Genomic DNA, 12,326 nt, shown 5'->3' with positions numbered 1-12,326 from the left:
GGTAGCCCGAGTGCAGCCAGCGCGACACGGGGCGGCCGCGCCGGTTTCGGCGGGCCGCGCCCGCCGTTTCGGGCGCGGCCTGCCGATGTGGGCGCGACTAGAGCTTGTGGATGTTCGTGCGGGCGAGCTGCACGGCCTCGCCGACGCCGCCGTTCAGCACGACCCGGGAGAGGGCGAGCGCGAAACCGCGCACCTGCGCCCCCGTGATCGTCGGCGGCATGCTCAGGGCGAGCGGGTCGGTGACGAGGTCGACGAGCGCGGGCCCGTTGTGCTCGAAGGCGCGCTCCAGGGCGCCTCGGATGTCGGCGGGATCCTCGACCCGCTGGCCGTAGATGCCGAGGGCGTTGGCGACGGCGGCGTAGTCGACGGCCGGAACGTCGACGCCGAAGTCGGGGTAGCCGTCGACGAGCATCTCGAGCTTGACCATGCCGAGGGTCGAGTTGTTGAACACGACGATCTTCACCGGCAGGTTCTGCGCGGCGACGGTGACGAGCTCGCCGAGGAGCATCGAGAGGCCGCCGTCTCCGGACAGGGTCACGACCTGGCGCCCCGGGTGGCTCGCCTGGGCGCCGATCGCCTGGGGGAGCGCGTTGGCCATCGATCCGTGCAGGAGCGAGGCGAGCATCCGCCTGCGCCCGTTCGGGTTGATGTACCGGGCCGCCCAGACGTTGCACATGCCGGTGTCTGCGATGAAGACGGCGTCGTCTGCGGCGACCTCGTCGAGGATCGAGGCCGCGTACTCGGGGTGGATCGGCGTGCGCTTCTCGACGTTGCGCGGGTTGCCGTCGACCTTGTGCATGAGTTGCTCGTGGTGCTTGAGGGTCTTCTCGAGGAAGCGCCGGTCGGCGGTGCGGGTGATCAGCGGGGTGACCGCGTTGAGCGTCGCCGCGACATCCCCGTGCACCGGCACCGTGACGTTCGTGCGCCGGCCGATGTGTTCGGCACGGATGTCCACCTGCGCGATGACGACATCCGTGCCGTCGGGCAGGAATTGCGAGTACGGAAAGTCGGTGCCGAGCAGGATGAGCAGGTCGGCGTCGTGCATGCCGTCGTGGGCGGCGCCGTAGCCGATCAGCCCGGTCATGCCCACGTCGAAGGGGTTGTCGTACTGGATCCACTCCTTGCCGCGCAGGGAATGCCCCATCGGGGCGGCGAGCAGGTCGGCGAAGGCGACGACCTCATCGTGGGCTCCGGCGACGCCGATCCCGGCGAAGATGGCGATCTGGCGGGCGTTGTTGATGGCGTCGGCGAGGCGCTGCACGTCGGCCGTCGAGGGCACGAGCGTGCCCGGCTTGGTCAGGGTGATGGTCGGCGCGGTGCCGACGGAGGGCAGCTCGGCGATGTCGCCCGGGAGCGTGACGACGGCGACGCCGCCGAGGCCGATGGCGTGGCGCATGGCCATGCTCACGACGCGCGGGGCCTGGGCGGCGGAGCTGACGAGTTCGCAGTAGTTGGAACACTCGACGAAGAGGCGGTCGGGGTGGGTCTCCTGGAAGAAGGAGCTGCCGATCTGGGCGCTCGGGATGTGGCTCGCGATCGCGAGCACGGGTGCCCCTGAGCGGTGGGCGTCGTAGAGGCCGTTGATGAGGTGCAGGTTGCCCGGTCCGCAGCTCCCTGCGCAGACCGCGAGCTCACCCGTGAGTTGCGCCTCGGCGCTGGCCGCGAAGGCCGCGGCCTCCTCGTTGCGCACGTGCACCCAGTCGATGCCGCCCTTCGCGGAGCCGCCGCTGCGCCGAACGGCGTCGACGATCGGGTTGAGGCTGTCGCCGACGATGCCGTAGATGCGGCGCACGCCGGAGTCGATGAGCTGGGCGATGATCTGGTCGGCGACGGTCGTAGCCACGGGACTCCCTCGGATAGGCGGGCACCGGCCCGCGGTTGGCGACGCGCGTCCCCGTTGCCCCACGCCACATTCCAGCCTAGGCATCACTCCGCGCCACGGAACCGCGCCCAGCGGATTCACTGCCGGCGCCCAGTTTCGGGATGCGGGCATCCGTCGGCTGTTGCCGCCGCCCGCGAAAATGGGGGGTGTGCCTCGCAGGGCCGCGTGTAACACTGGGGCTATGTCCGTCACTCTTCGAGCGTTACAGACCGTTGTTCCATCCACCGTCCTCGTCCAGGAACAGGTGCGCGATGTGTTCGCCTCCCAGCCGGGATTGAGCAGGCTGGGGAAACGGCTCGTGACGGCATCGTTCAATCTCTCGGGAATCGAACGACGCCACACCGTGATCGAGGAGCTGACCCTCGACTCGGACGTCGCCAATCCCCAGTTCTTCGACGCGGCGACGCAGACCCTTCTCGTGCCGAGCACCCGCGTGCGCAACGAGCTGTACATCACCGAGGCGACGAAGCTCTTCGTCGAGGCCGGCCGCCGCGCGCTCGCCGCCTGCCCCGGCATCGAGGCCGCAGACGTGACCCACGTCGTGACTGTGTCCTGCACGGGCTTCTACGCGCCCGGCCCCGACTATATGCTCGTGCGGGAATTGGGCCTGAAGCCGACAACGCAGAGGTATCACTTGGGGTTCATGGGTTGCTACGCGTCGATGCCCGCGCTCCGCACGGCGAAGCAGTTCGTCGAAGCCGACCCGAACGCCGTCGTGCTCGTGGTGAGCGCCGAGCTCTGCTCGCTGCATCTCCGCACCTCGGACGACCCCGACACGATCGTTGCCTCCTCCCTGTTCTCGGATGGTGCGGCCGCCGGAATCGTGAGTTCACGCGCCCCGGCGCCGGGTGAGAACGCCCTCAGCCTGGACCTCTTCGAGACCGTGATCACCCCCGTCGGCGAGGGCGACATGGCCTGGAAGATCGGCGACGAGGGCTTCGAGATGGTGCTCAGCAGCTACGTCCCGCACATCATCGACCAGCACATCGAGGGCGCTCTCGCTCCGCTCTTCGCGAAGGACCCGGGGCTCGCCGCTGCCGTCGCCGCTCTCGGTGAGACCATGCCGATCGAGGAATTCACTGACGAGGTCGAAGTCCTGGCCGAAGTGGCCACTGCGACCGAGCTCGCGGAACTCGCCACCTCCACGGAATTGGCCGAAGCGACCGAGTTGGCGGAACTCGCGGGCCTGCTCGCGGTGCAGGGGTCGCCTGCGGAGCCGGGTGTGCTCGGCGAGGCGGGTTCTGCGGCCGGGTCGGTTGCGACGCTCGCGGTCCCGGTGCACGCGCCGGAGGCATCCGCTGGGCCCGCGCTCACGACGGAGACCACGACGGAGCCCGCGACCGGGCGGGCCCTGAACCTCAGCACGGCGATCGCGCACTGGGCGATCCACCCCGGCGGGCGCAGCATTCTCGACAAGACCGAGGCCAAGCTCGGGCTGAGCGAGGCGCAGCTCGTGCCGTCGCGGGAGACCCTGCGCTCCTACGGCAACATGAGCAGCGCGACGATCCTCTTCGTGCTGAAGGCGATCCTGGACGCCCCGGACACCGCGGACGGAGAGCGGCTCTGCGCCATGGCGTTCGGACCGGGGCTCACGGTCGAGTCCGGCCTGATGACTGTGGTGCGCGGCTGACGCGGTTGGCGCGATCGCCGTTGTTTCCCATGTTGCCGTTCCTCCGCCGGCGGGCGAGCGACGCGGTCGAGCTCATGGACGATCCGGGCTGCGACCCCGAGGTCCTGAGCCGCACGTACGACTATTTCCGATACGTGAACGCCGCCGTCTCCGGCTGGCGCGGGGTGTACCGGCGCGAGATCCGGCCGCTCCTCTCGACGAGCCGGGAGAGCACGCTGCTCGATATCGGCTCGGGCGGCGGCGACGTCGCCAGGGCGCTCGCCCGCTGGGCGGCCCGGGACGGCCTGCTCCTCACGGTGACCGCGATCGACCCGGATGCCCGCGCCCACCGCTTCGCGACCGCCCGGCCGCCGCTGCCCCGGCTGACCTTCCGGCAGGCGCTCAGCTCCGACCTCGCCGACGAGGGAGCTCGCTTCGATGTCGTGGTGTCCAACCACGTGCTGCATCACCTCACGGGCGCGCAGCTCGGCGGCCTGCTCGCCGACTGTCAACGGCTCGCGGCGCCCGGCGGCCGGGTGCTGCTCGGCGACATCGAACGCAGCACCTTCGCCTACGTCGGCTTCGGCCTCGGCACCTGGCCGCTCTTCCGCGACTCGTACATCCGCGCGGACGGCCTCACCTCCATCCGCCGCAGCTTCACCGCGCCGGAACTGCGCGCGGTCGTGCCGCCGGGCTGGGACGTGGTTCGGGAGCATCCGTCTCGCCTGCTGCTGCGCTGGGACGGCCCGGGCGCGGGACTTCCGCCGTTGCGCGGGTGGTCTGCCACCCGCGCAACGGCGCAACGCCCGCGCTCGGCGAGGTTGGGCGCTGAGGCGAGCGATGGGCAGCGGATGCGCGACGTCATCGTGGTCGGCGGCGGTCCGGTCGGGATCCTGCTCGCGGGGCTCCTCGCGGTGCGCGGCCTCGACGTCGAGGTGCTCGAGCGGCGCGCGGAACCGTCGCGGCGGTCGCGAGCCATCGGCATCCACCCGCCGTCGATGCGCGCCCTCGAGGAGCTCGGCCTCGCCGACGCCGTCGTCGAACGCGCGGTGCGGATCCGTGGCGGCGAGGTTCGGTGCGACGGGCGCGCCCTGGGCCGCTTGACGTTCCGCGAAGCGGCCGGGCGGCATCCGTTCGTCGTCTCGCTGCCGCAGTACGAGACCGAAGCGCTGCTGCGCGCCCGCTTCGACGAGCTCAGCCCCGGCCGGTACCGGTCTGGTGTCACCGTCACGGGTGTGCGGGACCGCGGCGACCGCGTCGAGCTCGAGGTCGAGGAGGCCGGAACGGCGACCGCACTCGAGGCCCGCTACGTCGTCGCCGCGGACGGCGCCCGCAGTATCATCCGCGCACTCGCCGGCATCCGCGGCATCGAGCGCGGCGGTGGAGACACCTATCTCATGAGCGACTACCCCGCCGGAGAGCAGGCCGCCGAGCAGGCGGTGCTGTACTTCGAGCGCGGCGGCGTCGTCGAGTCATTCCCGCTCCCCGGCGGGCGGCGGCGCTGGGTCGCGATGACATCGTCCCTGCAACCGGATGCCTCGAGCCACGACCTCGCCGCGATCGTCCAGTCCCGCACGGGCGTGGTCCTGCCCTCGTCCGGGGCGTCGGTGAGCGCGTTCTCGGTGCAGCAGCGGCTGGCCGAACGTCTCGTCAGCGGACGCATCGTGCTCGTCGGCGACGCGGGGCACCAGATCAGCCCGATCGGCGGCCAGGGCATGAACCTCGGCTGGCTCGACGGACTCCTGCTCGCCCCGGCGCTCGCGCTCGCCATCAGGGAACCGGGCACCGCGGCATCCGTGCTCTCCGACTATGACCGTCGCCGCCGCCGAAGCGCCCGGATGGCTGCCCGGCAGGCCGGCTTCAACATGATGATGGGCCGGCCGGCCACGGGGCTGCGGCTGCGGCTCCGCAACGGACTCGTGCGCACCCTCGCCGTTCCGCCGGCGAGCGCCGTGCTCGCGAGCGCCTTTACGATGCGCTGGCTGTAGCCCGCACCACCCGGCCCGCGCCACCGACCGCGCTCCCGAGTTATGCCCGGGGCTGGCGGGGGAGGATCGTGACCGAGCCCAGGAGGGCCGGGGTGATCGGGGTCGAGGCGACCGTGCCGGCCTCGCGGTCGGGGGCGAGGCCGAGAACGGTCCCGAGCACGGAGATCGCCGCCGCCGCGGACCAGGCCTGCGGGCGGCAGGCCGCTGGGTAGGGAACCGCGACCGGGAATTCTGCCGCGGAGTCCCCGGAGTGGAGCTCCGGCATCCGGTACCCGAAGGACTCGGCGGCCGCGAGCAACCCGTCGATCAGGATGCCGGCCTCGGCGCCGAACCCGGCGCGGCCCAGCCCGTTGATCGCGATCGCGGTGTCGTGGGTCCAGACCGAGCCGCCGTGGTAGCTCAGCGGCCAGTATCCGGTCGAGTCGGTCGACATCGTGCGCAGCCCGAAACCGGAGTTGAGCTCGGTGGAGACGAGCCGGGCTGCGACGAGCGCCGATTCCTCGTCGTTGAGCAGGCCGGTGCCCAGCAGGTGGCCGATGTTGCTCGTGACCGTGTCGACCGGGCGCTTGTGCGCGTCGAGCGCGACCGCCGGGTAGCGTCCCTCGGGAGAGTCGATCCAGAAGGATGCCCGGAACCGGGCCCGCAGGTTCGCCGCCCAGGTGCGCCACTCGGCCGCGCCGGGGCGACCGAAGGCCTCGAGCAGCTCGGCGCCGCCGATCGCCGCCTGGTAGGCGTACGCCTGCACCTCGCAGAGCGCGATCGGCCCCTCGGCGAGGGAGCCGTCCCGCCACTGGATCGAGTCGCCGGAGTCCTTCCAGCCCTGGTTGGCCAGGCCGTGCCCGGTCTCGTCGACATAGGAGAGGAACCCGTCGTCGTGGCTGTCGCCGGAGTCGCGCATCCAGCCGAGTGCCGCCTCGAGGTGGGGCAGCAGGGCCACGACCTCGGCGTCGGGCAGGCCCCAGTGCCAGGCGTCGTTCAGCAGGCAGATCCACAGCGGCGTGGCGTCGACCGTCCCGTAGTAGAGCGGCGGCAGGTTCAGGCTCTCGCCGGGCATCGAGAACGCGCCCGGCCTCAGCTCGTGCATGATCTTGCCCGGCTGCTCGGCCGTTTCGGGGTCGGAGACGGTGCCCTGCAGGCTTGCGAGCAAGCGGAGTGTCGAGCCGGCGATGTCGGTGCCGAGCGGCAGCAGGAACCGCGCCGCCCACAGCGAGTCGCGCCCGAACAGGGTGAAGAACCACGGCGCCCCTGCGGCGAGGAACGGATCATCGGGCCGAGCCGTCGTCGCCATCCTCAGCCCGCTGAGGTCGTCGAGGGCGCGCTGCACCCAGCGGCCGAGCCGGGCATCGCCGGAATGCACGGTCACGCCATCCCACTCGGGCAGGCCCTCGGCCGCCTGCACCACGGTTGCCCTGTGCTCGACGTCGACGGTCCATTCCACGGTCGCGGTGCCGTGCGCGGGCACTTCGACCGCCCAGCTCGCCGCGACGACCGGTGCGGCGGCATCCGTCCCGGCTCGGTGCGCCCCGCCGGCGGCCGACGCGGGTGTCTGGGCGAGCGTCGCGTCGCTTCCGAACCGAAGCACGGCCGTCACGCTCGGCGTCGACAGGCGGATGCCGTCGGCCAGCGTCTCGAGGTCGACGACGGGCGTCTCCGGCAGGTCCTCAGTCGGGAACGCGCGCCGGCTCTCGGGGTCGGCGAGCCCGGCCTTGACGGTCTGCATGTCCGAGAAGTCGGGGTGGACCCGCAGGGCGATCGTGGTCGAGACCGTGTGGCCCAGGCCCGAACGGATCGTGATGCGTTCCCGCATCCGCCCGGCGCTCACGGTCCGCGTCACCTCGAGCCGCAGCCGCGGGTCGGCGGTGGCGTCGTCGAGGTGCCGAAGCAGCGAGGTGAAGGTCACTTCGCCCGAACCGCGCCCGGCCTGGGCGATCGCCTCGCCGTGTGCCCCGCCGACCGAGACGTCCCAGCCAGAGAGCACGCGGGTGTCCGCGTGGTACAGGCCGTGGATCGGCAGTTCGGTGCGCCCGTCGGGACGTGACCACGCCTGGGTGGGTGCGGCGAGGACGATGGTCGAATCGTGGAGCAGCGGCTGGACCGGGTGGTCGCCGGCGGGCTGAATGGGCACGGGCGTCGAGATGAGGGACTGGGAAAGCATGAGGAAGGAACGACTCCTGGGTTGAAGCGGATGTCCACAGGGGGACGGAGAAGGTGGGCCGGCCGGCCGGGACTTACTCCTTGACGGCGCCGTCGGTGGTGTTCATGATCCGTTTCTGGAAGATGAAGAACATCACCGCGACCGGGATGGTCATGATCGCCGCGGCGGCGAGTTTGAGCGGATACTGGGTGCCCTGGCTGAGCTCCCCGGAGGCGAGCGAAGCGACGCCCTTGGTGAGCGTGGTCAGTTCAGGGGACTGGGTGGCCACGATGAAGTGCGAGAGCTCGTTCCACGATCCCTGGAAGGACAGGATGATGATCGTGATCAGGGCGGGCCTCGCCATCGGCAGCACGATCGACCAGAACACCCGGAAGGTGCCTGCCCCGTCGATGCGGGCCTGTTCCTCGACGCTCGCGGGGATCGATTCGAAGAAGTTCTTCATGATGAAGACCCCGGCGGCGTCGGTGAGGAGCGGAACGATCATGCCGACGTAGGTGTCGTAGATGCCGATCTGGTTGATCACGAGGAACTTCGGGATCAGGAGCACGACGCCGGGCACGCTCATCACGGCGATCAGGCCGGCGAAGATGACCGTCCGGCCGCGGAACTGCAACCGGGCGAGGGCGTAGCCGGCGAGCGAGTTGAAGAACACCCGTCCGAGCGTGACGAAGATCGTGACGATGGCGGAGTTCTTGAACCAGACCGGGAAGTCCGAGTTGAGGAACAGTTTCTGGTACGCCGCGGTCGACCAGGTCTGCGGGAGCAGCGAGATGGGATTGCTCGCCGCCTCGACATCCGTCTTGAACGAGGTCGCGACCTGCACGAGGAACGGGGCGATGTAGATGATCGCGAGCACGGTGAGGATCGCGTACATCAGCGACCGGCCGGCGACGGCGCGGGTGGGGAGCTTCTCGCGGCTGAGGGCACGGAGTTTGCGGGTTGGGCTGACCGTGGGCGCGCTCATCGTGACTCTCCGGACTTCGTCGTCGATGCGGGTGTGGCCGTGGCCGCCAGGGCGACCGCTGAGGCGGGATTCGTGAGGTAGGGCCGCATCCTGCGCTTCGACACCGGCCGTTCGCGCAGCACCCAGCGCTGGAAGAGCGTGAAGAACACGATGATCACGAAGAGGATGAACGCGATCGCGGCGCCCTGGCCCCATTCCTGGTTGTTGAACGCCGACTGGTAGGACAGGTAGGCGGGCGTGAGCGTGGTCTTGCCGGGTGCGCCCTTGGTGCCGGTGTAGATCTGGTCGAAGACCTGCCAGCTGCCGATCAGGCCGAGGGTGAGCACGGTGAACAGGGTCGGGCGCAGCTGGGGGAGGGTGACCTTCCAGAACCGCTGCCAGCCGTTGGCGCCGTCCATCATCGCGGCCTCGGTGACCTCGCCGCTGAGGTTCTGCAGTGCCGCGATGAAGAGCAGCATGAACGTGCCGCTCGTGGTGAACACGGCCATCAGGATGAAGGCCGTCATGGCGACAGAGGGGCCGGCGAGCCAGTCCCACCAGGAGACGCCGAGGAAGGATCCGTCCGTGAGCGCGGCGGGGCCCTGGGTCACCCCGAAGAGCTGCAGGAAGTTGTGCAGGATGCCGCTCGGGTCGTTGAACCAGTTCGGTCCGTTGATGCCGATGAACGAGAGCAGCTTGTTGATGGCGCCCGTCGAGCTGAACAGGAACAGCCAGAGCACGGTGATCGCCACCGAGCTCGTCACCGACGGAAAGTAGAACGAGGTGCGGAAGAAGCCGCGGCCGCGGAGGATCTGCCGGTTGACGAGCACGGCGAGCAGGAGGGAGAGGGCGGTCTGGATCGGGACGACGAGCACGACGTACCACGCGTTGTTGCGCAGTGCCGTGCCGAAGTCCTGTTCGGCCAGGCCGCCCCCATTCAGCAGGGTGGAGTAGTTGTCAAAGCCGACGAACTTCACGTTGCCGCCGAAGGGGCTGCCGCGGCCTCCCCAGTCGGAGAAGCTGACCCAGAGTGCCATGAGCACAGGGACGACGAGGAACATCCCGAGCAGGATGATCATCGGGGCGGTGAAGAGCCACCCCGAGGCGGCCTCGCCGCCCCGGATTCCGGAGCGGCGAGACGTGCGTGCGGGCTTCGACATGTCGAACTACTTCAGCAGCGCTTCGAGGTTCTTCTGGGCGGCGTCGAGGATCTGCTGGGGATCGCCCGTCTTGAGGGACTCGAGCTTGGAGTTCAGCTCGGTCACGACATCCGCTGAGCCCTTCGCGGTGGGCGTGCCGACGGCGTAGTCAGCACCGTTCAGGAACGGGACGAGCACCGGGTTGGCGGCCTTCCAGTCGGACGCGGCGGACTTGATCGACGGCATCGGGCCGAAGGCCGTTGAGAAGGCCAGCTGGGAGTCCTTGCTGGTCAGCTGCTCGACGAGCTTGAGCGCGGCGGCCTGGTTGGGGCTGTCCGTTGCGATGCCCCAGCAGTTGGTGAACTGCATGGTGCCCTTGCCGGCGGGGCCGGCCGGAAGTTCGGCGACCGTGTACTTCACGCTCGGGTAGTCGCTGGACATGGCACCGGTGATCCAGTTGCCCTCAATCGTCATGGCTGCGAGCTGCTTACCGAAAGCCTCGCCGCCCCAGCCGGCTCCGACGTCCTTCGCGTACTTCATCACGCCGTCGTTCAGGAGCTTCTTGACCTCGGTGAGACCGGCGACGGCCTCTGCGCTGTTCGCGGTGGCCTTGGAGCTGTCCTCGTTCATGAGGTTGCCGCCGGCCTGCGCCATGAAGGCGCCGGCGCGTGCGTATTCGCCGCCGATGGCGAGGCCGACCTGGTCGGGCGTGGTCAGCTTCTTGGCCACGGTTTCGAGCTGGTCCCAGGTCGTGGGGATGTCGGCGTCGGTGAGTCCGGCCTTCGCCCAGGCATCCGTGTTGATCACGAGGCCGAGCGTGGAGAAGTCCTTCGGCGCGCAGTAGAACTGGCCGTCGTAGGTGAAGGACTTGACGAGGCTCGGGTAGAAGTCGTCCTTGTTGGCGAGGCTGTCGCCGTAGGCGAGCAGGGAACCGTTCGAGGCGTAGCCGGCGAGGGCATCCGTCGACAGGTAGAACACGTCGGCCGGCTTCTTGGCCGCGAAGCCCTGGGCGAGCTGCTGGTTGAGGTCGCTCGCGACGGAGACGGTGGCCTTCGTGCCGCTCGAGGAGGACCAGGATGCGACGGCCGCGTTGACGGCCTTCGTCTCGGCGTCGCCGCTTGAACCGATCAGGACGGTGAGGCTCTTGCTCGCGTCGCTCGTGAGGGCGGCGGCCGAGCCGGTCGAGCCGGACGTGGTGCCGCCGAAGCTTGAGCTGCAGCCCGTGAGGGCGAGCGCCCCGGCCATGGTCAGGCCGGCCCCGATCATCCAGCGGGAGGTGCGTCGTTGCATTTTCTTCTCCTAAAGTCGCGCCGCAGTGCGCGTTTGCTTGTGTGAGAACGACGATAGCCGGTTTTATTTGATCGATCAAACTTTTTCTTTGATCGATCTAATTCTGGGATCGATCCGACGCGCTAGTCTGGTTTTATCGTTCCAGCCACGGGGCCTCGTGCCCGGGGCGCGAGGAGCACCGGCAGGGAGAGATCATGGGAGAATTCCCCACCGTCACGGACGTGGCGCGCGTAGCCGGGGTGTCCCGCCAGACGGTCTCCAACGTGATGAACACGCCCGGAATCGTGAAGGCCGATACCCGCGCCAGGGTCGAGGCGGCCATCAGCGCCCTCGGCTACCGTCCGCACGCCTCGGCGAGACGGCTGCGCACCCGGCGCAGCTCGACGATCGGCATCCGCCTCGACCCGATGATCGACGGCATCTCCGGCTCGGTACTCGACCGGTTCCTGCATGCCCTGACCGAGCAGGCCGATGCCAGGGGCCTGCGTGTGCTCCTGTTCACCGCCACGAGCCCCGAGGACGAGATCAGTCAGTTCCGGCGCCTGAACGACGGGGCGGATGTCGACGGTTTCGTCCTGACCTCGACGACCGCCGATGACCCGCGCACCGAGTGGCTGCTCGAGCAGGGCATCGCCTTCGTCACCTTCGGCCGGCCCTGGCGGAGCGACGACTTCACCGCGCCGCGCCACCCCTGGGTCGACGTGGATGGTTACTCTGGCCTGCACGCGGCGACCCGCGCGCAGCAGGACGCCGGTGCGACCCGCATCGCCTACATCGGCTGGCCGAGCCCGTCCGGCACAGGCGACGACCGTCGGCGCGGCTGGCACGACGCCATGCTCGAGCGGGGCGACGTCTCCGCGGAGGACCTCGCCCGCCTCGAGGTGGTCACGGCCGACGGAGTCGACCAGGGCGCGGCGGCCATGCAGCAGCTCGCCCGCACGGCCGGCGGCATCGACGCGGTGCTGTGTGCGAGCGACGCGCTCGCCCTCGGGGCGATGATCGCCAACCCGGCCCGGGTGCCGGTCACGGGGTATGACAACACGCCCATCGCGGCGGCGATCGGGCTCTCGAGCGTGGACCAGCCCGTCGACGAAGTCGCCGCCGCGGCCCTCGAGCTCCTCGCCGGCGAGTTCGAGGGGAAGTCCGGCGCGCCATCCGATCCGGCCCCGCCGCCCTTCCGGATGGTCACCCCGCGGCTCATCACCCGGCAGTTCGCGGCCATTCCCCGGGATTCGGTGCCCGTGAACGCCCTCGTCAGCGAGGTCTCGCGCTGAGTCGCGGACAAAGCACCGTCCTGCCTGCCGCGCCGTGCAGTTGAAT

Annotated in this window: 8 protein-coding genes; 3 read left to right on the top strand and 5 right to left on the bottom strand. The window is 69.9% G+C overall.

What is annotated here, in order from left to right:
• Positions 1-97 precede the first annotated feature (97 nt).
• Complete coding sequence (locus RHM57_RS12570; RefSeq protein ID WP_322135293.1) at positions 98-1,843, bottom strand: pyruvate dehydrogenase; 1,746 nt, start codon at positions 1,841-1,843, stop codon at positions 98-100.
• Between RHM57_RS12570 and RHM57_RS12565 the strand changes: the two genes are divergently transcribed.
• Complete coding sequence (locus RHM57_RS12565; RefSeq protein WP_416172950.1) at positions 1,782-3,512, top strand: type III polyketide synthase; 1,731 nt, start codon at positions 1,782-1,784, stop codon at positions 3,510-3,512. The two genes, RHM57_RS12570 and RHM57_RS12565, sit on opposite strands and share 62 nt — an antisense overlap.
• A gap of 29 nt (positions 3,513-3,541) precedes the next feature.
• Positions 3,542-5,479 carry an FAD-dependent monooxygenase gene (locus RHM57_RS12560; protein ID WP_322135295.1) on the top strand — a complete coding sequence of 646 codons (1,938 nt, stop codon included), beginning with the start codon at positions 3,542-3,544 and terminating at the stop codon, positions 5,477-5,479.
• Between the two features lie 40 nt (positions 5,480-5,519).
• Here the strand turns inward: RHM57_RS12560 and RHM57_RS12555 are convergent, their stop codons facing one another.
• The 4 genes from RHM57_RS12555 to RHM57_RS12540 form a co-directional block, all read right to left on the bottom strand.
• Positions 5,520-7,634, bottom strand: a complete 2,115-nt coding sequence (locus RHM57_RS12555) for a glycogen debranching N-terminal domain-containing protein (protein ID WP_322188255.1) — start codon at positions 7,632-7,634, stop codon at positions 5,520-5,522.
• A 73-nt stretch (positions 7,635-7,707) separates the two neighbouring features.
• Positions 7,708-8,508, bottom strand: a complete 801-nt coding sequence (locus tag RHM57_RS12550; protein WP_322137276.1) for a carbohydrate ABC transporter permease — start codon at positions 8,506-8,508, stop codon at positions 7,708-7,710.
• A gap of 86 nt (positions 8,509-8,594) precedes the next feature.
• A complete protein-coding gene (locus tag RHM57_RS12545; protein ID WP_134559904.1) occupies positions 8,595-9,737 on the bottom strand; it encodes a carbohydrate ABC transporter permease in 1,143 nt (380 codons plus the stop codon).
• Positions 9,738-9,743: 6 nt separating this feature from the next.
• On the bottom strand, positions 9,744-11,006 hold the full coding sequence (locus RHM57_RS12540; RefSeq protein ID WP_134449378.1) for a sugar ABC transporter substrate-binding protein: 1,263 nt from the start codon (positions 11,004-11,006) through the stop codon (positions 9,744-9,746).
• A 194-nt stretch (positions 11,007-11,200) separates the two neighbouring features.
• On the opposite strand from RHM57_RS12540, the gene RHM57_RS12535 reads away from it, so the two are divergent.
• Positions 11,201-12,280, top strand: a complete 1,080-nt coding sequence (locus tag RHM57_RS12535; RefSeq protein WP_134449379.1) for a LacI family DNA-binding transcriptional regulator — start codon at positions 11,201-11,203, stop codon at positions 12,278-12,280.
• The last annotated feature ends 46 nt before the right edge of the window (positions 12,281-12,326 follow it).

The sequence above is a fragment of the Cryobacterium sp. 10S3 genome (assembly GCF_034344045.1).
GTDB classification, from domain to species: domain Bacteria; phylum Actinomycetota; class Actinomycetes; order Actinomycetales; family Microbacteriaceae; genus Cryobacterium; species Cryobacterium glucosi.
The sequence above is the reverse complement of the archived record's forward strand: the minus strand, read 5'-3'. Positions and strand labels throughout refer to the sequence as shown.

Bases quoted from the DNA above. Each gene is read 5' to 3' on its own strand.
- RHM57_RS12540 (WP_134449378.1), bottom strand. From the start codon at position 11,006: ATGCAACGACGCACCTCCCGCTGGATGATCGGGGCCGGCCTGACCATG.
- RHM57_RS12545 (WP_134559904.1), bottom strand. From the start codon at position 9,737: ATGTCGAAGCCCGCACGCACGTCTCGCCGCTCCGGAATCCGGGGCGGC.
- RHM57_RS12535 (WP_134449379.1), top strand. From the start codon at position 11,201: ATGGGAGAATTCCCCACCGTCACGGACGTGGCGCGCGTAGCCGGGGTG.
- RHM57_RS12555 (WP_322188255.1), bottom strand. From the start codon at position 7,634: ATGCTTTCCCAGTCCCTCATCTCGACGCCCGTGCCCATTCAGCCCGCC.
- RHM57_RS12565 (WP_416172950.1), top strand. From the start codon at position 1,782: ATGCGGCGCACGCCGGAGTCGATGAGCTGGGCGATGATCTGGTCGGCG.
- RHM57_RS12560 (WP_322135295.1), top strand. From the start codon at position 3,542: ATGTTGCCGTTCCTCCGCCGGCGGGCGAGCGACGCGGTCGAGCTCATG.
- RHM57_RS12550 (WP_322137276.1), bottom strand. From the start codon at position 8,508: ATGTACGCGATCCTCACCGTGCTCGCGATCATCTACATCGCCCCGTTC.